The organism is Mycobacterium sp. SMC-4 (assembly GCF_050205565.1).
Lineage (GTDB): Bacteria > Actinomycetota > Actinomycetes > Mycobacteriales > Mycobacteriaceae > Mycobacterium.
On sequence record NZ_JBNMQU010000004.1, the window covers coordinates 282,661 to 308,089 of the forward strand.

The 25,429-nt window shown below is 67.5% G+C and carries 23 protein-coding genes and 1 pseudogene; 15 read left to right on the forward strand and 9 right to left on the reverse strand.

The annotated features are described in order from the left end of the window. Positions 1 to 35: 35 nt before the first annotated feature. The 4 genes from ACQI46_RS10090 to ACQI46_RS10105 are packed head-to-tail and all read left to right on the forward strand — an operon-like array spanning position 36 to position 5,047. Positions 36 to 818 (forward strand): GntR family transcriptional regulator, encoded by a 783-nt coding sequence (locus tag ACQI46_RS10090; RefSeq protein WP_427093841.1) that lies wholly within the window; start codon positions 36 to 38, stop codon positions 816 to 818. Continuing rightward, positions 815 to 1,687 carry an ABC transporter permease gene (locus tag ACQI46_RS10095; protein ID WP_427093842.1) on the forward strand — a complete coding sequence of 291 codons (873 nt, stop codon included), beginning with the start codon at positions 815 to 817 and terminating at the stop codon, positions 1,685 to 1,687. The genes ACQI46_RS10090 and ACQI46_RS10095 overlap by 4 nt, the downstream gene beginning before the upstream one ends. Before the next feature lie 45 nt (positions 1,688 to 1,732). Beyond that, positions 1,733 to 2,938 carry an MFS transporter gene (locus ACQI46_RS10100; RefSeq protein ID WP_427093843.1) on the forward strand — a complete coding sequence of 402 codons (1,206 nt, stop codon included), beginning with the start codon at positions 1,733 to 1,735 and terminating at the stop codon, positions 2,936 to 2,938. A 33-nt stretch (positions 2,939 to 2,971) separates the two neighbouring features. Next, on the forward strand, positions 2,972 to 5,047 hold the full coding sequence (locus ACQI46_RS10105) for a RecQ family ATP-dependent DNA helicase (protein ID WP_427093844.1): 2,076 nt from the start codon (positions 2,972 to 2,974) through the stop codon (positions 5,045 to 5,047). Between the two features lie 15 nt (positions 5,048 to 5,062). Here the strand turns inward: ACQI46_RS10105 and ACQI46_RS10110 are convergent, their stop codons facing one another. Further along, positions 5,063 to 5,977, reverse strand: a complete 915-nt coding sequence (locus tag ACQI46_RS10110) for an IclR family transcriptional regulator (RefSeq protein WP_427093845.1) — start codon at positions 5,975 to 5,977, stop codon at positions 5,063 to 5,065. Positions 5,978 to 6,065: 88 nt separating this feature from the next. Between ACQI46_RS10110 and ACQI46_RS10115 the strand changes: the two genes are divergently transcribed. The 3 genes from ACQI46_RS10115 to ACQI46_RS10125 are packed head-to-tail and all read left to right on the forward strand — an operon-like array spanning position 6,066 to position 9,137. Next, positions 6,066 to 7,193: a hypothetical protein gene (locus ACQI46_RS10115; RefSeq protein ID WP_427093846.1), complete on the forward strand. Its 1,128-nt coding sequence runs from the start codon at positions 6,066 to 6,068 to the stop codon at positions 7,191 to 7,193. A 1-nt stretch (position 7,194) separates the two neighbouring features. Further along, positions 7,195 to 7,995, forward strand: coding sequence for an SDR family oxidoreductase (locus ACQI46_RS10120; RefSeq protein ID WP_427093847.1), 801 nt, complete (start codon positions 7,195 to 7,197; stop codon positions 7,993 to 7,995). Next, complete coding sequence (locus tag ACQI46_RS10125; protein WP_427093848.1) at positions 7,995 to 9,137, forward strand: sulfotransferase family protein; 1,143 nt, start codon at positions 7,995 to 7,997, stop codon at positions 9,135 to 9,137. The genes ACQI46_RS10120 and ACQI46_RS10125 overlap by 1 nt, the downstream gene beginning before the upstream one ends. Here the strand turns inward: ACQI46_RS10125 and ACQI46_RS10130 are convergent. The 3 genes from ACQI46_RS10130 to ACQI46_RS10140 form a co-directional block, all read right to left on the reverse strand. Further along, positions 9,124 to 9,708: a dihydrofolate reductase family protein gene (locus ACQI46_RS10130; protein WP_427093849.1), complete on the reverse strand. Its 585-nt coding sequence runs from the start codon at positions 9,706 to 9,708 to the stop codon at positions 9,124 to 9,126. The two genes, ACQI46_RS10125 and ACQI46_RS10130, sit on opposite strands and share 14 nt — an antisense overlap. Before the next feature lie 76 nt (positions 9,709 to 9,784). After that, the gene (locus tag ACQI46_RS10135; RefSeq protein ID WP_427093850.1) at positions 9,785 to 10,240 is read right to left on the reverse strand and encodes a hypothetical protein; all 456 of its coding nucleotides are present in this window, start codon (positions 10,238 to 10,240) and stop codon (positions 9,785 to 9,787) included. Positions 10,241 to 10,251: 11 nt separating this feature from the next. Further along, positions 10,252 to 11,394 carry a Rieske 2Fe-2S domain-containing protein gene (locus ACQI46_RS10140; RefSeq protein WP_427093851.1) on the reverse strand — a complete coding sequence of 381 codons (1,143 nt, stop codon included), beginning with the start codon at positions 11,392 to 11,394 and terminating at the stop codon, positions 10,252 to 10,254. Between the two features lie 236 nt (positions 11,395 to 11,630). Between ACQI46_RS10140 and ACQI46_RS10145 the strand changes: the two genes are divergently transcribed. Then, entirely contained in the window at positions 11,631 to 12,767 is a 1,137-nt protein-coding gene (locus ACQI46_RS10145) for an MFS transporter (RefSeq protein ID WP_427093931.1), read from the forward strand. Positions 12,768 to 12,772: 5 nt separating this feature from the next. Continuing rightward, positions 12,773 to 13,360 (forward strand): TetR/AcrR family transcriptional regulator C-terminal ligand-binding domain-containing protein, encoded by a 588-nt coding sequence (locus ACQI46_RS10150; RefSeq protein ID WP_427093852.1) that lies wholly within the window; start codon positions 12,773 to 12,775, stop codon positions 13,358 to 13,360. 82 nt (positions 13,361 to 13,442) lie between these two features. On the opposite strand, the gene ACQI46_RS10155 is transcribed toward ACQI46_RS10150, so the two are convergent. Genes ACQI46_RS10155 through ACQI46_RS10165 form a run of 3 tightly spaced genes read right to left on the reverse strand, consistent with a single transcriptional unit; the run spans position 13,443 to position 16,681 of the window. Further along, positions 13,443 to 14,615 carry a thiolase domain-containing protein gene (locus ACQI46_RS10155; RefSeq protein WP_427093853.1) on the reverse strand — a complete coding sequence of 391 codons (1,173 nt, stop codon included), beginning with the start codon at positions 14,613 to 14,615 and terminating at the stop codon, positions 13,443 to 13,445. 2 nt (positions 14,616 to 14,617) lie between these two features. Beyond that, positions 14,618 to 15,673: a thiolase domain-containing protein gene (locus ACQI46_RS10160; RefSeq protein ID WP_427093854.1), complete on the reverse strand. Its 1,056-nt coding sequence runs from the start codon at positions 15,671 to 15,673 to the stop codon at positions 14,618 to 14,620. Between the two features lie 15 nt (positions 15,674 to 15,688). After that, a complete protein-coding gene (locus ACQI46_RS10165) occupies positions 15,689 to 16,681 on the reverse strand; it encodes a Zn-ribbon domain-containing OB-fold protein (protein ID WP_427093855.1) in 993 nt (330 codons plus the stop codon). Between the two features lie 70 nt (positions 16,682 to 16,751). On the opposite strand from ACQI46_RS10165, the gene ACQI46_RS10170 reads away from it, so the two are divergent. From ACQI46_RS10170 to ACQI46_RS10185, 4 genes and pseudogenes are all read left to right on the forward strand, one after another. After that, positions 16,752 to 17,795, forward strand: a complete 1,044-nt coding sequence (locus ACQI46_RS10170; RefSeq protein ID WP_427093856.1) for an LLM class F420-dependent oxidoreductase — start codon at positions 16,752 to 16,754, stop codon at positions 17,793 to 17,795. Positions 17,796 to 17,891: 96 nt separating this feature from the next. Further along, complete coding sequence (locus ACQI46_RS10175; protein WP_427093932.1) at positions 17,892 to 18,587, forward strand: acetoacetate decarboxylase family protein; 696 nt, start codon at positions 17,892 to 17,894, stop codon at positions 18,585 to 18,587. Beyond that, positions 18,584 to 19,825, forward strand: coding sequence for a cytochrome P450 (locus ACQI46_RS10180; protein ID WP_427093857.1), 1,242 nt, complete (start codon positions 18,584 to 18,586; stop codon positions 19,823 to 19,825). The genes ACQI46_RS10175 and ACQI46_RS10180 overlap by 4 nt, the downstream gene beginning before the upstream one ends. A 135-nt stretch (positions 19,826 to 19,960) precedes the next feature. Continuing rightward, positions 19,961 to 20,101, forward strand: a pseudogene (locus ACQI46_RS10185) (hypothetical protein); the annotation flags it as partial. A 92-nt stretch (positions 20,102 to 20,193) separates the two neighbouring features. Here the strand turns inward: ACQI46_RS10185 and ACQI46_RS10190 are convergent. Next, positions 20,194 to 21,000: a crotonase/enoyl-CoA hydratase family protein gene (locus tag ACQI46_RS10190; protein ID WP_427093858.1), complete on the reverse strand. Its 807-nt coding sequence runs from the start codon at positions 20,998 to 21,000 to the stop codon at positions 20,194 to 20,196. A 70-nt stretch (positions 21,001 to 21,070) separates the two neighbouring features. Here ACQI46_RS10190 and ACQI46_RS10195 point away from each other — a divergent pair, with 70 nt between their 5' ends. Beyond that, positions 21,071 to 22,723: an acyl-CoA synthetase gene (locus ACQI46_RS10195; protein ID WP_427093859.1), complete on the forward strand. Its 1,653-nt coding sequence runs from the start codon at positions 21,071 to 21,073 to the stop codon at positions 22,721 to 22,723. Then, complete coding sequence (locus tag ACQI46_RS10200) at positions 22,723 to 23,844, forward strand: NAD(P)H-dependent flavin oxidoreductase (RefSeq protein ID WP_427093860.1); 1,122 nt, start codon at positions 22,723 to 22,725, stop codon at positions 23,842 to 23,844. Before ACQI46_RS10195 ends, ACQI46_RS10200 begins: the two co-directional genes overlap by 1 nt. Positions 23,845 to 23,923: 79 nt before the next feature. Here ACQI46_RS10200 and fadD17 read toward each other — a convergent pair whose 3' ends face one another. Then, positions 23,924 to 25,426 carry a long-chain-fatty-acid--CoA ligase FadD17 gene (fadD17, locus tag ACQI46_RS10205; protein WP_427093861.1) on the reverse strand — a complete coding sequence of 501 codons (1,503 nt, stop codon included), beginning with the start codon at positions 25,424 to 25,426 and terminating at the stop codon, positions 23,924 to 23,926. Positions 25,427 to 25,429: the final 3 nt, after the last annotated feature.

Here is a 25,429-nt window from a genome sequence, read left to right on the forward strand (position 1 = left end):
CCGTGGAGCGGCCTGCTTTCCGGCACCATCGACCGGTGAGCGGACCGCGGGTCGGCCGGCCTCGGCCGGCGCCACCGGAACAGACCTCTTCGCGCCGGGTGTATGAGATTCTGCGCTCGGCCATCCGCACCGGATATCTGCCGGCCGGGAAGCAGCTGGTGGAACACGAACTCGCCAAAGCGATGTCGACCAGCCGCAACGCCCTGCGCGTGGCCCTGCAGCTGCTGGCCGAAGAGGGTGTCGTCGAGCGGAACCCGAGGACAGGCACGATCATCACCTCCGCGGTGGTGCAGATCAATCTCAACGAACTCGATGCCGGCCTGCGCGTGCAGACTGCAGGTCGTATCGCCGGGATCGCACCCACGGATGTGTTCGAAGAGCAGGAGCTCGACGAACGGGTCCTTCCGATGCCGCCCTACATCGCGCAGAGGATGGGCTCGGACGCCGATGTGGTGCGGATGCATGAGCGGCTCATCAGTGTGCGCGGCGAGCCCCACCACGTCTGGGCCGCCTACATCGACGCGGACGTCGACTACTCCCTGGTAAGGCCCAACGGAGATCGCCTGGCCATCTTCTACGAGCGGTTCGGGGTGGAATTCGGTTGGGCCGAGGACAGTCTCGAGGCTGTGCCGTGTGAGCTGCGAACAAGCACGCTGCTGCAGATCGCCCCGGGCGCGCCGATTCTGCTCTTGGAGACCCGCATGTTCGACGTCGACGGTCGCGTGCGTGAGCTGCGATTCCGTTACACCCGCGGAGACCGGGTCGCCTACCGAATCGATCAACGGGAGACCGGCCAGGGAAGGAACACCGGCGAATGACGACCGCCAGGACCGCAGACACCGCAACCCCGTCGCACGATGCGGTGGTGGCGCAACTGGCCGAACTCGCCGGCCTCGAGCGTGATCGGACCCGGTGGGAGCAGCGGTCTCAGCGTCGGCTGCGTCGCGGTGCCGTGGTCGGGATCGGTGTGTGCTTTCTCGCGCTGTGGCAGTGGGCCACCGACACCAACGTCATCCACGACTTCATCGCACCGTCTCCGACGGAGATCGCCGCGTATCTCCCGGACCTGGTCATGAGCTCGTATTTCCTCGAGAACCTCTGGGTCACACTGCAGGAACTTCTTCTCGGGTTCGCAATCGGCGTCGTCTCAGGTTTTCTCCTCGGGGTGCTGGTCTCCGTCTCGCCGATGGCGCGGGCCGGCCTGGTGCCCTACATTCTGGCGTTGAACGCCCCGCCCGGGATCGTGTTCGCGCCGCTGTTCCTGATCTGGTTCGGTTTCGGGATGTCGTCGAAGATCGCGATGGCGGTCTCCGGTGCGTTCTTCCCGATCTTCATCAACACCGTTGCCGGCCTGGCGGAGTCGAGGAACATGGACGCGGACAAGTTGATGCGCTCGCTGACGGCCAACCGACGTCAGACCTTTTTCAAGGTGCAGCTGCCCAACGCCCTGCCGCTGATCTTCGCCGGCATCAAACTGTGCTGGATCTCTGCGGCCATCGGGGTCGTGGTGGCCGAGTTCATCGGTGCGCAGGCCGGTATCGGTTTCATGGTCCAATCATTCAATTTCCAGCTCGACATCACCGGCGTCTACTCCCTGATCATCCTGCTGTCGGTGTCGACCGCTGCGGTGTACTGGCTGCTCGAATTCGCCGAACGCAAGTGGTTCAACTGGGGACACCTGTCCTGAGCGCCGCAGCAGTTCACGCTTCGTCGAAGGGACGGACCGACACCGATGGCGGTCGATGACGGCAAGCAGGTGCGTCCTCTGGGGCGGCTGGCCATTCCGGTGTACGTGCCGGCCGGTATCTACTCCATCGGCGTCGGTGCGATCACCCCGATCGTCGCGGTCGCCGCGCACGAGATGGGCGCCAACCTCGCCGTCGCCGGACTGATCGCCGGTCTGCCGACGGTAGGAACACTGCTGGCCGACATTCCGGCGGGCGCGCTGGTCGCGCGCCTCGGTGAGCGGGCGTCGATGATCCTGGCGGCGGTGCTGACGGTGACGGCCGGCATCGTGGTCCTCGTGACGGGCAACCTCGTCGTGCTGGGGGTGGCGTGCTTCCTGCAGGGTGTGTCGTCCGCGACGTTCGAGCTGGCCCGACACGCGCTGCTCACCCACCTGGTGCCGCGGTCCCACCGCGGGCGTGCACTGGGCGCGTTGGCCGGCATGTCCCGGCTGGGCATCACCGTCGGACCGTTCCTGACGGTTGCGCTCATCGACCGTTTCGGGGTCCTCTCGGCGTACTGGGTACAGGTCGCCGCGTGCGTCGCGGTGATCGCCTTCCTGGCCGTCGTCGCCGACCCCGAACCGGACGGTGATGCCCCGGCCCCGGCGGCACACGGTGATTCGGCAGGCGTGTTGCGGGCACACCGCGGTGTGTTCCTCCGTCTCGGTACCGCGATCGGTGCGTTGATGATGCTTCGGATGAGCCGCCAGATCATTATCCCGCTGTGGGGAATCGAGGTGGGAATCGAGCCCTCGCACATCGTGCTCGCAGTAGGCCTGTCGGGTCTGCTCGAACTGTTGCTGTTCTACACCGGGGGCCAGATCGCCGACCGCTTCGGCCGGGCGTGGGTGGCCGTTCCGGTGGTCACCGCCCTGTCGTTGGGGCACATCGCCCTGATCGCCGCGCACGATCTGACGTCGTTCTACATCGTCACGATGCTGCTGGGTCTGGCCAACGCCTTCGGCGGCGGCATCATGATGATCCTCGGTTCGGACCTGGCGCCACCGGCCAGGACGTCGGAATTCCTCGGGGCGTGGCGGATGTTCGCCGACGCCGGGGGAGCGCTGGCGCCGGTGATGATCTCGGCGGGAGCCGCGGTCGGCACGCTGGCAGGGGTGACGGTGAGCGTGGGGTGTCTGGGGCTGCTCGGTTCGATCGCGCTCTACCGCTACCTGCCGGTCTACCTGGGTGCGCGAGAGCGGGGCCGGTAGGCCCGTGTCGGACCCGACCGGCACGATGGCCTGATGGCAACGAGGACCGAGGCGCAGGTGCTCCTCGAACAACTGGCCGGACCGGACGCACGACTGCGTGACGATCAGTGGACGGCCATCGAGGCCCTGGTCGTGCAGCGGCGCCGCGCCCTGGTCGTGCAACGGACCGGCTGGGGCAAGTCGGCGGTGTACTTCATCGCCGCGAAACTCCTGCGCGCCGGCGGGTTCGGGCCCACCGTGATCGTGTCCCCGCTGCTGGCGCTGATGCGCAACCAGGTCGGTGCCGCCCGTCGCGCCGGCGTGCACGCGGCAACCATCAACTCCGGCAACGTGACCGAATGGGATGCGATTCGGCAGCAGGTGGCCGACGGTCACGTCGATGTGCTGCTGGTCAGCCCGGAGCGGCTCAACAATCCCGACTTCCGGGACAACGTGCTGCCCTCGTTGGCCGCCGACGCGGGGCTGGTCGTCGTCGACGAAGCTCACTGCGTGTCGGACTGGGGCCACGACTTCCGGCCCGACTACCGCCGCATCCGGACGCTGGTCGCCGAGCTGGGTGCCGGGATCCCGGTGCTGGCCACCACGGCCACCGCCAACGACCGAGTGGTCCGCGACGTGGCGGCTCAGCTCGACGTCGGCGGGGGCGACACGCTGGTGCTTCGCGGCGGGCTGGACCGCGAATCGCTGCGGCTGTCGGTGGTCCACGCCGGCGGTCCGGCCCAGCGAGCCGCATGGATCGCCGCTGCCCTGAATACGCTGCCCGGCTCCGGCATCATCTACACGCTGACCGTGGCCCAGGCCCACGATGTGGCAGGGTTGCTCGCCGAACGCGGGCATGCGGTCGCGGCCTACACCGGCTCCACCGACACCGCCGAGCGGGAACAGTTGGAGGCCGACCTGCTCGACAACCAGGTCAAAGCGCTGGTCGCCACGTCGGCGCTCGGAATGGGTTTCGACAAACCGGATCTGGGCTTCGTCGTGCACCTCGGCGCGCCGTCGTCGCCGATCGCGTACTACCAGCAGGTCGGTCGTGCCGGCCGCGCCACCGACAGCGCCGAGGTGATCCTGCTGCCGGGCAGGGAGGACCAGGACGTCTGGCGGTACTTCGCCTCGGTGGCGTTTCCGCCAGAACCCTTGGTGCGCAACGTTCTTGCCGCGCTCGACGGCGAGCGTCCGCAGTCCACGCCGGCCTTGGAGACCCAGGTCGACCTGAACAGGTCGCGCCTGGAAATGGTCCTCAAGGTGCTCGACGTCGACGGAGCAGTGCGGCGCGTCAAAGGCGGCTGGGTGTCGACCGGCCAACCGTGGACCTACGACGAGGCGCGCTACCGCGCCCTCGACGACGCCCGCCGACGCGAGCAGCAGGCCATGCTCGACTACCAGAGCACCGACGGGTGCCGCATGGTGTTCCTGCGCCGCCAACTCGACGACCCCGAGCTCGCACCCGACGAACGGTGCGGGCGCTGCGACAACTGCACGGGCAACCACTATTCGGCGACGGTCGACGACGCGACGCTGGACGCCACCGCCGACCGCCTGAGCCGCCCCGGGGTGACGGTCGCGCCGCGGAAGCAGTGGCCCTCGGGCCTGGGCACGCTCGGGCTGGAGCTCTCCGGCCGCATCGGCGACGGGGCCGGCACGGGCCGCGCCATCGGTCGACTCACCGACCTCGGCTGGGGGGCGCGGCTGCGGCGCCTTCTCGACGAGCCCGACCAGGAGGTGCCCGACGAGATCGTCCGTGCCGCGATCGCCGTGCTCAAGGCCTGGGACTGGCAGCGCCGACCGGTCGCCGTCATGGGACTGGAGTCGCGCACCCGCCCGCAGCTGATCTCGTCGCTGGTGGCCCAACTCGCGCAGATCGGGCGGCTGGAAAACCTCGGAATCCTGCGGTACGCACCGACCCACCGCCCGGTCACCGCCGCGAACTCGGCCTACCGCGTCGCCGCGTTGCACGGCGCGTGGGAACAGCCGCGCATCGACTGCGACGGCCCGGTGTTGTTGGTCGACGACATGGCCGACACCGGTTGGACCATGACGATGGCCGCACGGGTGGTCCGGGCCGGCGGGGCTCCCGAGGTGCTCCCGTTCGTGGTGGCCAGCACCAGTTGAGCGCGACCCGACCTGTCACCACACAGGTTTGATGCCACCGAGCTGTTCGGTGACCGCGTCGGCGGTCGCCACCACCGCGCGCGCCCGCAAGGATATCTCGGTGTCGGTCAACGGCTTTCCGATCTGCATCGACGCGACCATCACGTGTCGTCGTTCGTGGTCGAACACCGGCGCGGAGATCACGCTGATGTCGAAACGGGCCGTGCGGCGTCGCCCTTCGGAACCGTTCTCGTCGCGCAGGTACACGCGTTCGCCGATGTCGGAGACCAATTCACCGAGCAGTGCACGCAGCTCGTCGGGCAGGTCGGTCGGCATCCCGGCGATCAGCGAATAGAGACGCCGGCCGCCGGGAGTCTGCCGCTCCACCAGATAGCCGTCCGCGCGACATGTGGCGATCACGCGCTGCAAGCGCTCGGTGTCGGTGCGCAGCGCGATGGTCGGCGGCTTTCGCAGCCACGCGCGTTCGGCTTCGTCGTCCCACAGCACGAACATCAGGCCCACCGGCGGGGCGAACGGATAGCTCTGACCGATTTCGACGCCGGGCCGCGCCCCCGCGGGAGCAGCCAGGTCCAGCAGCGTGATCCGGTCGTCCACGACCGCGGACAGCGCCGCGGTGGCACCGAACCGCGTCGACAGCAGGCGCAGTTCCTCGTGTGCGGCGGGGCTCACGCGCATCGACTGCTGGGCGCGCTGGCCGATCCGAATCAGGGCGGGCCCCAGCCGGTAGGTCTTGTCGGCGGGATCGCGGACCAGGTAGCCGGCGTCGGTCAGGGCGGTGACGATGCCCAGGCACGTCGGCTTGCTCAGCTCCACGCGGCGGGCCAACTCGGAGACGCCGAACCGTTCCTGCGGCCGTGCGGCGAGGAAGTCGAGGATGCGTACCACCCGATCGGTGGGCGGTGACGCCCGTTCCGGCATCGGCTGCGACATGGCGGACAGGCTACCGGGGCCGTTTCATATTTGGAACGCAGCGGTCGATATATTGACTCTTGGTAGAACGGGTTCTAGTTTCTCCACTGTGTTCACCCAGCCGCTGGCCGACGCCGTCGCCGAAGCCGAGAAGCTCGTCGCTGCCGCCCCGTTCATCGAATCTGAGGCCGACCTGCTCGAAGGCCTGCAGTACCTCGCCGGCTGCGTCGCCGCCTGCACCCACGTCGCATTCGACTACGACCGCGACCACCCGTTCCTGCACAGCGGCACCGGCCCGTTCACCAAGATGGGACTGGACAATCCCGACACCCTCTACTTCGGCACCCGGGTGCTGCCCGGCCACGAGTACGTCGTCACCGGACGGCGCGGCACCACCACCGACGTCAGCTTCCAGCTGATCGGGGGCGAATACACCGACGAGGTGGTCCCCGACAGCGAAACCGCGTTCGACGACCGCAAACTCGAGATCGCCGCCGACGGCACCTTCGAGTGGCGGTTCACCCCGGAAACGCCGTCGCAGCTGGTCATCCGCGAGGTCTACAACGACTGGTCGGCCCAGCGCGGCACCTTCGCGATCGCTCGCACCGACACCGCCGGCACCGCACCGCCGCCGCTGACGCGGGAACTCATCGAGAAGCGTTACGCCGTCGCGGGAAAGCAACTGGTGCAGCGGGTCAAAACCTGGCTGCAGTTCCCGCAGTGGTTCTACAACACGCTGCCGGTCAACACGATGGTGGCGCCCCGGCTGACGCCCGGTGGGTTGGCCACCCAGTACTCGTCAGTCGGCCACTTCGATCTCGGGCCGGAGCAGGCCATGGTGATCACCGTGCCGGTCTCCGACGCGCCCTACATGGGATTCCAGCTCGGCAGCCTCTGGTACATCTCGCTGGACTACATCAACCACCAGACGTCGCTCAACGGCACCCAGGCGCAGGCCGATCCCGACGGCATGATCCGCATCGTCGTCTCCGACGCCAACCCCGGCGTCACAAACTGGGTCGAAACGCTCGGGCACCGCAGGGGGTATCTGCAGTTCCGTTGGCAGCGTGTGTCCCGGGAGATGACCGAGGCTGACGGGCCGACGGTACAGGTGCTCGACGTCGACCGCGTCGCCGAGGCCCTGCCGTACCACGACGACAATCGGATCACCGCAGACGCCTGGCGCGAGCGGATCGCGCTGCGGCAGAAGCAAATCGGACACAGGATGGTGGGCTGACATGGCACCGACGGTGAACACTCTGCCGTTGCTCGCGGGCAAGGTCGTGGTGATCAGCGGGGTGGGGCCGGCTCTGGGCACCACCCTCGCGCGGCGGTGCGCCGAGGCCGGTGCCGACGTCGTGCTGGCCGCCCGCACCGTCGAGCGGCTCGCCGAGGTGGCCGCGATGGTCGAGAACCTGGGACGGCGCGCGCTGTCGGTCGGCACCGACATCACCGACGACGCGCAGGTCGCCAACCTGGTCGACAAGGCCACCGAAGAGTTCGGCCGGGTGGATGTGTTGATCAACAACGCATTTCGGGTGCCGTCAATGAAGCCGCTGGCCAACACGACGTTCGAGCACATGCGCGAGGCGATCGAGCTGACGGTGTTCGGCGCGCTGCGTCTGATCCAGGGCTTCACGCCGGCGCTGGCTCAGGCCAATGGATCGGTGGTGAACATCAACTCGATGGTGATTCGCCACTCGCAGGCCAAGTACGGTGCCTACAAGATGGCCAAGTCGGCGTTGCTGGCGATGTCGCAGTCGCTGGCCACCGAGCTGGGGGAGCAGGGCATCCGGGTCAACTCCGTGCTGCCCGGCTACATCTGGGGTGGCACGCTGGAAAGCTACTTCACCCATCAGGCCGGCAAGTACGGCACCACCGTCGATGAGATCTATAAGGCCACCGCAGCCGCGTCGGACCTCAAACGCCTGCCCACCGAGGACGAGGTGGCTTCTGCCATCCTGTTCCTGGCGAGCGATCTGTCCAGTGGTGTCACCGGTCAGGCACTCGACGTCAACTGCGGGGAGTACAAGGCCTGATGACACGCACCAATGTGGGGACGGTCGACGATCTGCACGCCTCTGCCGTAAAGGCCTGCGGTCTCGACGATTTCGGTACCGATGACGACAACTACCGGGAGGCGCTCGGCGTCCTGCTCGACGCCTACGCCCGCGATGCCGACCTGACCGAAATCGGCAGCAAGATGTCGCGGTTCTTCCTGCGCAACGCGCTGGTGGCCAGGCTGGTGTCCGAAGCGGCGTGGAAGCAGCACCCGCAGTACGCCGATGTCGAGATCCGCCGGCCGATCTTCGTGACGGGCTTGCCGCGCACCGGCACCACGGCACTGCACCGCTTGCTGGCCGCCGATCCCCGCCACCAGGGTCTGGAACTGTGGCTCGCGGAGTTCCCGCAGCCCCGACCGCCGCGCGACACCTGGGCCCAGAACCCGGTTTTCGCCCAGCTGGCCGCGCAGTTCGCCAAGGCGCACGACGAGAATCCGGACTACACCGGACTGCACTACATGACCGCCGATGAGGTCGAGGAATGCTGGCAGCTGTTGCGACAGTCGCTGCACTCGGTGTCCTACGAGACCCTCGCGCATGTGCCGACCTACTCACAGTGGCTGGCCCGCCAGGACTGGACGCCGTCGTATCGGCGGCACCGTCGCAACCTGCAGCTGATCGGACTCAACGACGCCGACAAACGCTGGGTGCTCAAGAACCCCAGCCACCTGTTCGCGCTCGATGCGCTGTTCGCGACCTACCCCGACGCACTGGTGATCCAGTGCCACCGTCCGGCCGAGACCATCATGGCGTCGATGTGCTCGCTGGCTCAGCACACCACCGCGGGCTGGTCGAACACCTTTGTCGGCGACGTCATCGGCGCCGACTCGCTGGAAACGTGGTCGCGTGGGCTGGAGCGGTTCAATGCAGTGCGCGCGCAACACAATCCGGCGCAGTTCTTCGACATGGACTACTTCGAGTTCGTCGCCGACCCGGTGGGCGCGGTGGCCGGGATCTACCGACACTTCGGTATCGAGATGACCGAGGCGGCGCACGCGGCGATGCAGGCCAGCCACGAGCAGAGCAAGCAGGGTCCGCGAGCGCCGAAACACACCTACTCGCTGGCCGACTACGGCTTGACCGCCGAGCAGGTTCAGGAACGGTTCAAGAATCTGTGACGTCGTTCTTTCGATAGCGGTGCAGCACCACGCCCGATGCCGGGAACGGAACGGTCTCGACCAACTGCAAGTCGCGGCGGCGATCGTCCGCGGCGAACAGATGCTGCCCGCCTCCCAGCAGCACGGGAAAAACGAGAAGCCGATACTCGTCGACCAGATCGAGACGCATGAACTCGCGTGCCGTGGTGGCGCCCCCGAACAGGACCAGCGGTCGGCCTGATTGAGCCTTCAGGGCGTTGACTTCGCCGGGGAGGTCGTCGCCGATACGCGTGGCCGGCATCCACGTGAGATTGCGATCACTGTGGGAGACAACAATTTTGGACAAGCCGTTGACCTTGGGGGCGAGCATCTTGTCGCCGGGGGTGACGGGGTGGTGATCCGCGTCCGGCCAGTACTGCCCAAGTAGTTCGTAGGTTGACCTCCCGAAGATCTGGGCGTCGACACTGTCCAGCAGTTCGGCGAGGCTGTCGTCCAGATCGGGGTCGACGACCTCGATCCAGTCCAGGTTCTTGCCGGGACCTTCCGTCCTGCCGTCCACCGACACCATCATCTGCAGAATGAGCTCACCCATCCGGCCGCCCTCCGTCCCCGATCAGTCCGAGTCTTGCGGGGTATGACCGGACTATCCGGGAAAAGTCATCGGCGGCTCACCCGTCACCCGGCGACGGGGCACTCGAGTGCTCCTCGAGGCAGCCCTCGGCGACGGCGTGCTTGATGCTGTCGGTCATCCGGGGGCAGGCGCGTTCCCGCGCGGGATCGCCGCCTGCCTGCCGGATCTCCTCGAAGTGAGCGCAGCGCGCGGTGGCATCGCTGGTCCACTGCACCGACGTGTGCGTGGGCCCGAGCTTTTTGACCTGCACCGCGACATGACAGTAGCGGCAATCGATGCTGACCAGCCCGGCGGTCAGATACCGTTCCCGGTCACGCAGCGAGGCCTCCCGCACCGCGGCGGCCCTGTCCGGGTCCGAGGCGAAATCCGGTGCCTTGCTCCAGGTTCCGCGCCCCTGGCCACCCGGACCATGGTGGTCGTGCTCGTCGTCGTGGCCGCCGTGCAGCAGCAGCATCGACTTCGCGACCTGGTCGACATCGGGGCGGGAGTCCATCAGCGCAATCCTCAGGTCGACTGCTTCTCGGCCTGCCGTGCCTTCAGGTTCTCTTCGACCTCGACGTTCCACTTCTCGACCGCGGCCGTGGTGTCGACCTCCATCTCGAACCGGTCCGTCATCTCCGGGGTGACATCAGCGACATCGACGTAGAACTGCTGATACCAACGCCGCATCTGATACACGGCGCCGTCTTCCTCGACCAGCAGCGGATTGTCGATGCGCGTCTTGTGCTTCCAGATCTCGACGTCCTGCAGGAAGCCCTTGCTGACGCCGTCGGTGAACGCATCGGCCAGCTTCTCCGAGGTCTTGTCGTCCAGACCCTTGGGCTTCTCGACGATCACGCCCCACTGCAGCACGAACGAGTCCTGGGTGACCGGGTAGTGGCAGTTGATCAGGATCGACTCGGCCTTGAAGTCGCCGTAGGTGTTGTGCAGCCAGTTGATCATGAACGACGGACCGAAGTAGCTGGCCTCGGAGTCCAATGAGGCGTCACCGTAGGCGGTGCCCATGTCGTTGACGTCGGGGCGGCCGACGTTGTGCAGGTACTGGCTGGCGATGTGGCCTTCGAAGACGTTCTTGAAGTACGTCGGCAGTCCGTAGTGGATGTAGAAGAAGTGCGCCATGTCGGTGACGTTGTCGATGATCTCGCGGCAGTTGCTGCCCTCGATCAGCATCGAGTTCCATTTCCAGTCCGTCCACTCACCGCTGGAGTGCTGCGGGATCTCCGGGATTCGGACCTCCGGCTGCGGCGGGTTGCCCTCGTGGTCGTGCCAGACGAACAGCAGTCCGCCGCGGACGTCGGTGTGCCATGCCCGGGTGCGGGCCAGACGCGGGGTGCGCTTGGCGTACGGGACCAGCTTGCACTTGCCGTCACCGCCCCAGCGCCAGTCGTGGAACGGGCACGCGACCTCGTCACCCTTGATGGTGCCCTGGGCGAGGTTGCCGCCCATGTGCCGGCAGTACCCGTCGAGGACGTTGAGCTCGCCCTTGGAGTCGGCGAAGACCACCAGCATGGTGCCGAAGATCTCGATGCCGTGCGGCTTGCCGTCGGTGAAGTTCTTCACCGGCCCCAGGCAGTGCCAGCCCCGCGCGTACCGGTCGGGCAGCGTGCCGGTGTCGATCTCGCGAATCCCCGCAGTTTCCGTGCTCACCTAGGGCCTCCCAGCTTCTCGGCTTCTAACTAGAACACGTTACAGTTTTTGCTCTCATCCGCGCAATCGAACGCCGTTCACCTGCGCAGAAATGTTGCGCTTGCCACTCTTCGCCGGTGGATACCCATTTGTCGCCGGTCTATATAGTGGACAAAGTGTCCAGTATTCCTGCGGCTGTCCGCACACCACCGAGCGCCGACATCGAGCAGCGGCGTTGGCTGGCTGTCGCGGCCGCGATGTTCGCGATCGCGTGGGGAGGCAACGAGTTCACGCCGCTGCTGGTCATGTATCGGACCGAGGGCGGCTACTCCGGCCTGACCGTCGACCTGCTGCTGTTCGCGTACGTCCTCGGCATCGTGCCTGCGTTACTGATCGGCGGACCGCTGTCGGACCGCCTCGGTCGTCGGCCGTTGATGCTGCCCGCACCGGTCCTGGCCGCTGCCGGTTCAGCGGTGCTGGCGCTGGGCGAGCAGTCAGCGGCGGTCCTCGGCATCGGCCGGGTATTGAGCGGACTGGCCCTCGGGCTGGCGATGGCCGTCGGCGGCAGCTGGCTCAAAGAACTGTCCGGCCCGCCCTGGGGAGATCCAGACGCCGGCGCGCGCCGCGCCGCAATGAGCTTGACCAGTGGGTTCGGTCTGGGTGCAGGTGTGGCCGGAGCGCTCGCCGAGTGGGGCCCGGCCCCGACGGTGATGCCCTACGTCGTCAACGTCACCATGGCGGTCGTCGCGGCTGCGTTCCTGGCCACCGCGCCCGAGACCCGCACGCCGTCGGCCCCCGGCCGCCCCGGCTTCGCGGTGCCCAGCGCGTTGCGCCGCCGGTTCCTCCTCGTCGTGGTGCCGGTGGCGCCGTGGGTGTTCGGCGCGGCCGCATCGGCCTATGCGATCCTGCCGGCGTTGATGGCCGAGCGGGTGGCCGCCGCGCCGATCGCATTCTCGGCGCTGATGTGCGTGGTGACCCTCGGCGTCGGTTTCACCGTGCAGCAGCTCGGCCGACGGTTGGGCGCCGGCGGCTCCCGGGCGATCGTCGTCGCGCTGGGGCTGCTGATCGTCGGCATGGCGGCCGCTGCGGTGGCCGCATCCGTGCTGACCGTGTGGGCCGCGCTCGGCGCGGCCGCGGTGCTGGGCGCGGGCTACGGATTGGCGTTGCTGGCCGGCCTGCAGGAGATCCAGCGCATCGCCGGCCCGGATGACCTGGCCGGGCTGACCGCCGTGTTCTACAGCCTGAGCTACCTGGGCTTCGCGGTGCCGGCAGTCCTGGCCGTAGTCGGCCGGTCGGTGAGTTATCCGGCCATGTTCGGCTTCGGGACCCTGGCCGCGGCACTGTGCATGGCCGTCGCCGCACTGGGAGTCAGGCGCGGCGCCGCCCTAAGGTGATATCCGTGGCCGGAACCGGCGCCCGGCGCGGTCGCCCGCGCAGCGAGGCGGTGCGCAGCGCCGTGTTGACGGCTGCCGCAGAACTCGCATTGGCCGGCGGACCCGCGGCCGCAACCGTCGACGCGATCGCCCGGCGCGCCGAAGTGAGCCGCACGACCATCTACAAGTGGTGGCCTTCGGCGGCCGCGATCGTGCTCGAGGGTCTGCTCGACGCCGTGCGTGAGTCCATCACCCGACCGTCGGGCAGCACGTCGGTCGAGGCTGTGGTGCACCACGTCGTCGCGCTCAACGCGTTGCTCTCCGACCCCGAGGTCGGACCGTTGTTGCGCAACGTGATCGCCGCGTCCCCGTCCGACCCGGCCATCGAGCTCGCGGTACTGCAGCAGTGGATCGGACCGCGCCGTGCGGCGGTCGCCGAGACCGTGCACGAGGCCGTCGAGCGGGGCGAACTCGCCGACGGCACCGACGTCGAGGTGACGGTCGATGCGCTGGTGTCGGCGCCGTATTACCGGTTGGTGCTGGGCATGCCGCCGCTGGACGACGATGCGATCACCCGGTTGGTGCACACCGTGTGGCGCGGCTGCCTGCCGTAGCGCTCACACCTGCCGCCGAAATTGCATTCCACGCGCGTCAAGTTGGCGTTTGACGCGCGTGGAATGCAAGTTCGGCGGGAAACTAGGCCGGCTTGTCGGAACTGACGACCCACATCGAGAAGTACTGCGCGCCACCGCCGTACGCGTGGCCGAGCGCCTTGCGCGCGTTCGGCACCTGATGCTCGCCGGCCTTGCCCATCACCTGGATCGCCGACTCGGCGAACCGGATCATGCCCGATGCGCCGATCGGGTTCGACGACAGCACGCCACCGGACGGGTTGAACGGAATGCGTCCCCCGATCGCGGTCTCGCCGGCCTCGGTGAGTTTCCATCCGTCACCCTCGGCGGCGAATCCGAGGCTCTCCAGCCACATCGGCTCATACCAGGAGAACGGCACGTACACCTCGCCGACATCGATCTCGTCGATCGGGCTGGTGATGCCGGCGGCCTTCCACAGCGCGGCCGCAGCATCGCGGCTGGCCTGCGGGTTGACCTGGTCGCGGCCCGCGTAGGCCAACGGCTCGGTACGCAGCGCGGTGGCGTGGATCCACGCCACCGGATGACCGTCGGCGACCCGAGCGTCCGCGCTGGCCTCGTCACCGATCACCATGGCCGCCGCACCGTCGGACGACGGGCAGGTCTCGTCGTAACGGATCGGGTCCCACAGCATCGGCGAGGACATCACCTTCTCCAGCGTGATGTCGGGCTGATGCAGATGCGCCAGCGGATTCTTCGCGCCGTTGAGCCGGTCTTTGACCGCCACCATCGCCCCGATGTGCGTCGGCGCACCGGAGCGGCGGATGTACGCGCGCACGTGCGGCGCGAAATAGCCGCCCGCACCCGCGCCGACAGGCTTGGTGAACGGCACCGGAATGCTCAACGCCCACATGGCATTCGACTCGGACTGCTTCTCCCACGCCATCGTCAGCACCCGGCGGTACTTGCCGGACTGCACCAGGCTGGCCGCCACGATCGCCGTCGACCCACCCACCGAACCCGCGGTGTGCACACGGATCAGCGGCTTGCCGGTGGCGCCGGTGGCGTCGGCCATGAACAGCTCGGGCATCATGACGCCTTCGAAGAAGTCGGGCGCCTTGCCGACCACCACCGCGTCGATGTCGGCGAGCGTGACACCGGCGTCGGTCAATGCCCGGTCGATGGCCTCGCGCACCAGGCCGTTCATCGAGACGTCCTTGCGCTTGGCGACGTACTTCGTCTGCCCGGTGCCCAGCACCGCAGCGAGTTTCTTGGCCATGGCTATTTGCCCTCCAACACGGCGACCAGATTCTGTTGCAGCGCAGGGCCGCTCGTGGCATGAGCCAGCACGCGCGAAGCGTTGCCCTCGAAAATGTGGCGCGCGGCGAAGCCGATGCGCTCCAAGCCGGCCGAGAACATCGGGTTGGCGGCCAGCGCACCACCGGACGGGTTGATTTTCGTGCTCTCCGGCAGGCCGATGGCCTCGGTCAGGATGAGCTGCTGATGGGAGAACGGTGCGTAGAGTTCGGCGATCTCGATCGAGGCGGTGTCCCCGCCGGTCGCGGCCTGCGCCGACGCGGCCGTCGACGGCGACGTCGTCAGGTCACGGGCGCCGAGCACCGGGGTTTCGATCCGGTGCTCGAAACCGGTGATCCAGGCCGGGTTCTCGCGCAGCTCACGGGCGCGGTCGCCGGCCGCCAGCACGATCGCCGACGCGCCGTCGGTGATCGGCGCGATGTCGTGGCGGCGCAACGGTTCTGCGAAATACGGCTGTGCCAGCAGGTCCTCGACACTGTCGCCGGGCTCGAGCCGGTCCACCCGCGGTGCGGCGGCCCGCGCGTCGAGCGCGACCCGCGCCATCTGCTCGGCGGTCCACTTGCCGGAATCCAGACCGAAGCGCGCCTGCAATCCGGCCATGCTGACCGAGTCCGGCCACAGCGGTGCGACGGTGTACGGGTCGGTCTGCAGCGCCAGCACCCGGCGCAGCGTGCCCGCCGAGGACTTGCCGAAGCCGTAGACGAGTGCCGTCTCGACCTCGCCGGTCAGGATCTTGATGTAGGCCTCATACAACGCCCAGGCCGCGTCCATCTCCACATGCGACTCGTTGATCGGCGGCACCGCGCCGATCGAGTCGATCGCCGAGATGAACGAGAACGCTCGCCCGGCAAGGTAATCCGACGACCCCGAGCACCAGAAGCCGATGTCGGCCTTGGTGATGCCGAGGTCTTCGTAGATTTCGGCGAAACAGGGCATCAGCATTTCGACGCCGTTGGTGGTGCCGTCGGTGCGGCGCACGTGCGGTGCGTGCGCGAACCCGACTACTGCTACATCGGTCATGTGTGTGAGCGCCCTTTACAGGTGATGCTTGTAGGTGTCGTAGTCGGCGTCGGGCTCGCCCGTCGGCCGGAAGTACTCGATGTTGTCGATGCCCAGACCCCACTGGTCCTCGGGTTTCCATACGGCCTGCACCCGCATGCCCATGCGGACCTTGTCGGCCTCGATGTCGGACACCAGGTGCAGCACCGGGATGTCGGCGCCGTCGAGCAGCACGTAGGCCGCCACGTACGGCGGCTTGATGCGCTGCCCCGCGAACGGGATGTTGATGATCGCGAACGTGGTGACCGTGCCCTTGTCGGACAACTCGATGAACTGGTCGAGTGGCTTACCCGTGGCCGGATCCGCCTCGCGCGCAGGGAAATACACCTTGCCGTCGGCGCCGCTGCGGGCGCCGACGAGCTTGCCCTGTTGCAGAGCCCGCAGGAACGTGCTCTCCGGCTTCGATGCGGTGTGCTGGATCTCGATGCTGCTCGGGACCACCAGCATGCTGACCGGGTCCAGTCCCTCCGGCGCCGGCGGAACGTCTTCGGCTTCCTCGCCGAGCACGAAGTACGCGATGTCGGTGATGGCGCCCTGTGGCTCGTCGACCCAATGGGCGTGCACGCGGGCCCCGGTGCTCAAAGCGTCCGGCCCGTCGGCTGCCACCGCATGCAGCAGCGGAGTGTCGGCGCCGTCGAGTTTGATCAGCGCCCACGCGAACGGGCGCTCCAGCGGCTGGCCCTGGAGCGGTTCGGGCTGCCACGTCCACGACACCACGGTCCCGACGCTGGACACCGGTACGATCTCGCTCAACTGCTCCCAGGAGACGGGGTCGTACTCGGCGGGCGGGACGTGCACGCGACCGTCGGTTCCGCGGACCCCGACGATGCGCCGCTCCCGCAGCGCGGTGAAGAACTCCGTCAGCAGGGGGCCGACCGAACGGGTGTAGTCGAAGGCAAGCTTCAGCGGCGCGGAAAGAGGCGGTTCATGGGGATCGATCTGCACCGGGCTGCTTTGGCTGGTGGTCACGGCAACGAGTAGAACAGGTTCTAAGAATGGTTTCAAGGCACGGTTGTGGCTTCCAGGGAAGGCGGATCGGATGAAGTTGGGCTTGCAGCTGGGTTACTGGGGCGCACAGCCGCCCAGTAACCACGCCGAACTGGTCGCCACCGCCGAGGAGGTCGGCTTCGACACGGTGTTCACCGCCGAGGCCTGGGGCTCCGACGCGTTCACCCCGTTGGCGTGGTGGGGCCGCGAGACCAGCCGGATGCGGTTGGGCACGTCGGTGGTTCAGCTGTCGGCGCGCACCCCGACCGCCTGCGCGATGGCCGCGCTGACGTTGGATCACCTCTCCGGCGGACGGCACATCCTCGGGCTCGGGGTGTCGGGGCCACAGGTCGTCGAGGGGTGGTACGGCGCGAAGTTCCCGAAGCCGCTGGCCCGCACGCGCGAGTACATCGACATCCTGCGTCAGGTGTGGGCGCGCGAGGCTCCTGTGCGCAGCGACGGCCCCCACTACCCACTGCCGCTGACGGGTGACGGCACCACCGGACTGGGGAAGAATCTCAAGCCGATCACGCATCCGCTGCGTGCCGACATTCCGGTGATGTTGGGCGCCGAGGGACCCAAGAACGTGGCACTGGCCGCCGAGATCTGCGACGGTTGGCTGCCGATCTTCTACTCGCCGCGCATCGCGACGATGTACAACGAGTGGCTCGACGAGGGCTTCGCGCGACCCGGCGCCCGGCACACCCGCGAGACGTTCGAGATCTGCGCGACCGCGCAGGTCGTCGTCACCGACGACCGCGCCGAGATCATTGAGCTGATGAAGCCGCACCTGGCGCTGTACATGGGCGGCATGGGTGCTGAGGACACCAACTTCCACGCCGACGTCTACCGCCGGATGGGTTACGCGGAGGTGGTCGACGACGTCACCCGGCTGTTCCGCAGTGACCGGAAAGATGAGGCGGCGAAGGTGATTCCCGACGAGCTGGTCGACGACTCCGCGATCGTGGGCGACCTCGCTTACGTCCAGGACCAGATCAAGGCGTGGGAGGCGTCCGGAGTGACCATGATGGTCGTCGGCGCCCGCTCGACGGAGCAGATCCGCGACCTCGCCGGACTGGTCTCGACGTCGGTGTAGACACTTCCTTGCCCTGAATCTAGAACAGGTTCTAGATTCAGGGGTGTGACGGACGTAACGCCTTCCCAGCACACCATCGCCGGCACGGTCCTGACGATGCCGATCCGGGTGCGCACCGCCCACCAGCACACCGCGATGTTCGTCGTCGACGCCGACGCCGCCCAGCGGATGATCGACTACAGCGGCCTGCGGGTGTGCCGGTTCGGACCCGGCAACCGCCGCGCGCTGGTGGTGCTGATGCTGATGCGCTACGAGGACACCGACCTGGGGCAGTACTACGAGTACGGCACCAACGTGATGGTCAACCCGCCGGACGACCCGAACGCCAGCGGGATGAAGGCACTGCAGTCGGCCGGGGCGTTCGTCCACCACCTGCCGGTCGACCAGTCCTTCACGTTGGAGGCCGGTCGGACCATCTGGGGCTACCCGAAGGTGATGGCCGACTTCACCGTCCGCAACGGCCGGCACTTCGGCTTCGACGTGACGATCGACGGAAAGTTCGTCATCGCCATGGATTTCGCGCCCGGGCTACCGACGCCGGCGGCGCTGACGTCGCGGCCGCAGGTGCACTCGACCTATTCGTGCCTCGACGGCGTCGTCCGCGAGACACCGGGACAGATGGTGCTCTCCGGCGTCCGGTACCGGCCGGGCGGAGTTTCGGTCCGGCTTGGCGAACATCCCTACGCGGCCGAGCTGGCTTCCCTAGGCTTTCCGAAACGCGCGCTGGTATCGAGTTCGGCGGCCAACGTCGACATGACCTTCAGCGACGCCCGAATCGTAGGAGAGCGATGACGACCACCACCCCTGCCGCGCTCGACGTCGACCTCGCCGACGGCCGGTTCTACGCCGACGGCCGCGCTGCCCGCGAGGCCTACAAGTGGATGCGGGCCAACCAGCCGGTGTTCCGGGACCGCAACGGACAGGCCGCCGCCACCACCTACCAGGCCGTGCTCGACGCCGAGCGCAACCCCGAGCTGTTCTCCAGCACCGGAGGCATCCGCCCGGACCAGCCCGGCATGCCGTACATGATCGACATGGACGATCCGGCACATCTGTTGCGGCGCAAGCTCGTCAACGCCGGCTTCACCCGCAAGCGCGTGATGGATCGGCTGCCGTCCATCGAGGCGTTGTGCGACACGCTGATCGACGCGGTGTGCGAACGCGGGGAAGCCGACTTCGTCCGCGACATCGCCGCGCCGCTGCCGATGGCCGTGATCGGCGACATGCTCGGGGTGCTGCCCGAGGAACGCGAAAAACTGCTGACGTGGTCCGACGACCTGGTGTGCGGGCTCAGCTCACACCTCGACGAGGCCGCCATCCAGAAGCTGATGGACACCTTCGCGGCGTACACCGCGTTCACCATGGAGGTCATCGCGGACCGGCGGGCCAACCCGCGCGACGACCTGTTCACGGTGCTGTGCAACTCCGAGGTCGAGGGCCAGCGGATGTCCGACGACGAGATCGTCTTCGAGACACTGCTGATCCTCATCGGCGGCGACGAGACCACCCGGCACACGCTCTCCGGCGGCACCGAACAGCTGCTGCGCCACCAGGATCAGTGGCAGCAACTGGTGGCGGATGAGCGCTCGCGCGAAGACCACGGGCAGCGCGTCGAATTGCTGCCGGGCGCCATCGAGGAGATGCTGCGCTGGACCTCGCCGGTGAAGAACATGTGCCGCACGCTGACCGCCGACACCGAGTTCCACGGCACCTCGCTGACGGCGGGGGAGAAGATCATGCTGATGTTCGAGTCGGCGAACTTCGACGAGGCCGTGTTCGAGAATCCTGAAGAGTTCGACATCCACCGCAACCCGAACAGCCACTTGGCTTTTGGGTTCGGTACACACTTCTGCCTCGGTAACCAACTGGCCCGGCTCGAGTTGAAGATCATGCTGACCAAGGTGCTCGAGCGCCTGCCCGACCTGCGGCTGGCCGACGACTCCATGCTTCCGCTGCGGCCGGCGAACTTCGTGTCCGGTCTGGAGTCGATGCCGGTGGTGTTCACGCCGTCGGCGAAGGTGCTGGGCTAGCGGCAGTCCCACGGGCACCACGTATCGGACTTTTGCAGAGAAAGTGCGAGTAACCGTCTGCAGAAAGCGGATAGGTGGGGCTGTTGGGGCCAGCATGTCTGGGCGAGCCGCGACGGCTGCGACGGGGCTGTCGGGACCGTGCTTTCGCTGCGGCCGGCGAACTTCGTCAGCGGTCTGGAGTCGATGCCCGTGGTGTTCACGCCGTCTCGTCCGGTGCGGGTAGCGCGAGTCGCACGGGCCTCACATATCGGACTTTTGCAGAGAAAGTGCGAGTGACCCTCTGCAGAAAGCGGATAGGTGGGGCTATTGGGGCCAGCGCGACCGGGCCAGCGCGACCGAGCGAGCGACCGCCGGCCCGAACCGGGCGCCTACTTCAGCTTCCAGACCGGCTTGCGCTTCTCGAGGAACGCCTTCGGACCCTCCTTCGAGTCCTCGGAGAGGAACACCGGGATGCCGTTGGCCGTATCGGGACCGAAGGCCTCCTCCTCGTGCATGCCTTCGGTCTCGCGGATGGTCTTCAGTATCGCCTGCACCGCGAGGGGGCCGTTGCCGTTGATGATCTCGGCGATCTCGAGCGCCTTCGTCAGCGCCTGGCCGTCGGGAACCACGTGGCCGATCAGCCCGAACTCCTTGGCCTCGGCCGCGGTGATGTGGCGTCCGGTGAGCAGGATGTCGCAGGCGATGGTGTAGGGGATCTGCCGGACCAACCGGACCGCCGACCCGCCCATCGGGTAGAGGCTCCACTTGGCCTCGGACACGCCGAACTTCGCGCTCTCGCCTGCGACACGGATGTCGGTGCCCTGCAGGATCTCCGTGCCGCCGGCGATGGCGGCACCTTCGACCGCCGCGATCAGCGGCTTCTTCAACCGGCGGCCCTTCAGCAGCGCGGGGATCTTCGACGGGTCGTAGCCGGACTTGAACGAGTCACCGGGCGACTGGCTGTCAGCCTTCTTGAGGTCCATGCCCGCGCAGAAAGCCCCGCCGGCGCCGGTCAGGACGCAGCTGCGGATGTCCGGGTCGGAGTCGACGCGATCCCAGGCCTCGACCATGATCCGCATCATCTCGGCGGACAGCGCATTGCGCTTCTCCGGCCGATTCATCGTGACGATGAGCGTGTGTCCCCGCTGTTCAACGAGGGCGTCGGGAGCCTTTTCCGAGTTCTGTGCGTCGCTCACGAATTGATCCGCCTTCCAGCGTCGATGCCACGGACTTGTCTCGAAATGTAACACGTTCTAATTTAGAGCCGTGGCTCTGAACATCGCCGATCTCGCCGAGCACGCCATCGACGCCGTGCCTGACCGCGTCGCCCTGATTTCGGGCGACGAGACGCTGACCTACGCGGAGTTGGAGGAGAAGGCCAACCGCCTGGCGCACTACCTGCTCGACCAGGGCATCAAGAAGGACGACAAGGTCGGGCTGTACTGCCGGAACCGCATCGAGATCGTCGTCGGGATGCTGGGCATCATCAAGGCCGGCGCGATCCTGGTCAACGTCAACTTCCGCTATGTCGAAGGGGAGCTCAAGTACCTTTTCGACAACTCCGACATGGTCGCGCTGATCCACGAGCGCCGCTACGCCGACCGGGTCGCCAATGTGCTGCCCGAGACGCCGGCTGTGAAGACCGTGCTGGTCATCGAAGACGGGACCGACGAGGACTACCAGCGGTACGGCGGGGTCGAGTTCGACGAAGCGCTGGCGCAGGGTTCGCCGGAGCGCGATTTCGGTCCGCGCAGCGAGGACGACATCTACCTGCTCTACACCGGCGGCACCACCGGTTTCCCCAAGGGCGTGATGTGGCGTCATGAGGACATCTACCGAGTCCTGTTCGGCGGCACCGACTTTGCCACCGGCGAGCCGATCGCCGACGAGTACGGGCTGGCCAAGCAGGCGGTGGAAAACGGTCCGATGGTGCGTTACCCGATCCCGCCGATGATCCACGGTGCGACGCAGTCGGCCACCTGGATGGCGTTGTTCGCCGGGCAGACCACCTTGCTGGTGCCGGAGTTCGACCCCGAAGAGGTCTGGCGGACAATCGAGAAGCACAAGGTGAACCTGCTGTTCTTCACCGGCGACGCGATGGCCCGCCCCCTGCTCGACGTCCTGCTCGCGCACCAGGAGGAGGGCAAGCAGTACGACCTGTCGAGCCTGTTCCTGTTGGCCAGCACCGCGGCGCTGTTCTCCACCAGCCTCAAGGAGAAGTTCCTCGAGCTGCTGCCCAACCGCATCATCACCGACTCGATCGGTTCGTCGGAGACCGGCTTCGGCGGCAGCAGCGTGGTCGCCAAGGGCCAGTCGCACACCGGTGGCCCGCGCGTGACCATCGACAAGAACGTCGTCGTGATCGACGACGACGGCAACGAGGTCAAGCCGGGCAGCGGGGTGCGCGGCGTGATCGCCAAGCGCGGTCACATCCCGGTGGGCTACTACAAGGACGAGAAGAAGACCGCCGAGACCTTCCGGACCATCAAAGGGGTTCGCTACGCGATCCCGGGCGACTACGCCACGGTCGAGGAAGACGGCAGCGTCACGATGCTCGGCCGCGGATCGGTCTCGATCAACAGCGGCGGCGAGAAGATCTACCCCGAAGAGGTCGAGGCTGCGCTCAAGGGGCACCCCGACGTGTTCGATGCGCTGGTTGTCGGCGTTCCCGACCCGCGCTTCGGTCAGCATGTGGCCGCGGTCGTGCAGCCCCGTGAGGGCACCCGTCCGACGTTGGCCGAGCTCGACGCCCATGTCCGCAAGGAGATCGCCGGATACAAGGTGCCGCGCAGCCTCTGGTACGTCGACGAGGTCAAGCGTTCGCCTGCGGGCAAGCCCGACTACCGCTGGGCCAAGGACACCACCGAAGAACGTCCGGCCGACGAGGTCCACGCCAACCACGTAGGAGCAAAATCCTGATGCGCACCGAACTCTGTGATCGCTTCGGCATCGAGTACCCGATCTTCGTCTTCACCCCCTCGGAGAAGGTCGCGGCGGCCGTGTCGAAGGCCGGTGGGCTCGGGGTGCTCGGCTGCGTGCGGTTCAACGACGCCGACGACCTCGAGAACGTCCTGCAGTGGATGGATGCCAACACCGACGGCAAGCCCTACGGCGTCGACGTCGTCATGCCGGCCAAGGTGCCCACCGAAGGAACCTCGGTCGACATCAACAAGCTGATCCCGGCCGAGCACCGCGAGTTCGTCGACAAGACCCTCGCCGACCTCGGCGTGCCGCCGCTGCCCGAGGACGAGGACCGCTCCGAAGGCGTTCTGGGATGGCTGCATTCGGTCGCCCGCAGCCACGTCGAGGTCGCGCTCAAGCACCCGATCAAGCTGATCGCCAATGCGCTGGGCTCGCCGCCCAAGGACGTCATCGACCAGGTGCATGCCGCCGGAGTACCGGTCGCGGCGCTGGCCGGTTCGCCGAAACACGCGCTGCGCCATGTGGAGAACGGCGTGGACATCGTCGTCGCGCAGGGGCACGAAGCCGGTGGCCACACCGGTGAGATCGGCTCGATGGTGCTGTGGCCGGAGATCGTCGACGCGCTCGACGGCAAGGCGCCGGTGCTCGCTGCGGGCGGTATCGGCACCGGTCGCCAGGTAGCTGCCGCGTTGGCCCTTGGCGCACAAGGGGTCTGGATGGGATCGGCGTTCCTGACGTCGGCCGAATACGACCTGGGGGTGCGTCTGGAATCGGGCCGCTCGGTGATCCAGGAGGCCATGCTCAACGCCACCTCGGCCGACACCGTGCGACGCCGGATCTACACCGGCAAGCCGGCCCGGCTACTCAAGAGCCGCTGGACCGACGCATGGGACGCCGAGGGCGCTCCGGATCCGCTGCCGATGCCGTTGCAGAACATCCTGGTCAGCGAGGCCCATCAGCGGATGAGCCAGTCGGCCGATCCGACCACGGTCGCCATGCCGGTGGGGCAGATCGTCGGCCGCATGAACGAGATCCGTCCGGTCGCCGACATCATCGCCGAACTGGTCAGTGGATTCGAGGAAGCCACCAAGCGTCTCGACGGCATCCGCGGGAGCTGATCAGCGCTTCTGCGCATCCGGTCGCGCGGGCGGCCGCGCCCGGTCGAGCAGCATGCCGGCGATGTCCTCGCGCGCGTGGTCACGGTCGCCGGATCTCGAACACGGGGTCCGCGCACTGTGTGGCCTCGGCGCTGAGTTGGCGCTTGATCACCTTGAACGTCTCGGTGCGCGGTAGCGTCGTGCCGACCCGGATGTAAGACGGCCACTGCTTCGGCCCGAGATCCGCCTGTGCGGAGAGGAATTCGACGAAGTGCTCGACGTCGAACCCGACGCCGTCGCGCAGCACGACCGCCGCCATCACCTGATCGCCCACCGCGGGATCGGGGATCGGGTACACGGCAACCTCGTTGATGTCGGGATGACGCAGCAGGATCCGCTCGATCGGCGCGGTGCCGAGGTTCTCGCCGTCGACCCGCATCCAGTCACCCAACCGTCCCGCGAAGTACGCGAAGCCGTCCTCGTCCCGGTAGGCCAGATCGCCGCTGTGGTACACCCCGCCGCGCATCCGCTCGGCTTCGGCCTCGGGATCGCGGTAATACCCGCGGAACTGACCCCGCCCGGCGGCGTTCACCAGTTCGCCGACGACGCCGGGTGGGCACTCGGCGCCGGTGTCCACGTCGACGATGGTGACCCCGTTCGCCAGCGGGCCCAGCGCCGCTTCGGGGGTATCGGGGGTGCGGGCGATCGACACCCCGCCCTCGCTGGAACCGAATCCGTCGACGACGCGGACATCGAATCGCTGCGCGAAGCGCGTCAGATCGCGCGGTGCGCCCTCGTTGCCGTACGCGATCCGCAAGGGATTGTCGGCATCGTCGGGACGCTCCGGGGTGGCGAGGATGTAGGACAGCGGCTTGCCGACATAGTTGGCATACGTCGCGCCGAACCGGCGGACATCCGGAAAGAACTGCGACGCAGAGAACTTGCGCCGCAGAGCAATCGATGCCCCGGCGGCCACCGCCGGCGCCCACCCGGCCATGATCGCGTTGGAGTGGAACAACGGCATCGACAGATAGCAGGTGTCCGACGGGCCCAGACCGAACCGCTCGGCCAGCATGGTCCCGGGGAACGCCACCTTCTCGTGCGTGCAGCGCACCGCCTTCGGATCGCCACTGGTACCCGAGGTGAAGATCAACATGAACAGGTCGTCGGGATCGGCGTTGCGGAAGTCCACCGGCGCACCGCGGTGCGCGTCGAGTTCGGTGGCGAAATCGGGGGATTCGACGTCGAGCGCACCGGCGAACTCCGCACTGTCGGCGAGCACCAGTTGGCAGTCGGCGTGGTCGACGTCGCGGGCCAGCGCCGCGCCCCGCCGGGTCGGATTCAGTCCGACCGGCACGATGCCCGACAGTGCCGCCGCGACCAGCACCGTGCCGAAGAACGGCGTGTTGCCCAGCAGCACGCCGACGTGCGGCGGACGGTCCGGGTCGAGCCGTGAGCGCAGCAGCGCCGCCAGTGCGGCCGCATCACCGATGTGGTCCCGCCACGACGACCACGTCGCCGAGTCACCGTCGACGAAGCTGACACCTCGGTCGTCGACGTCGACCAGCGGCGTCAGCAGCGACGCCACCGTAGGTTGCGTCACGCG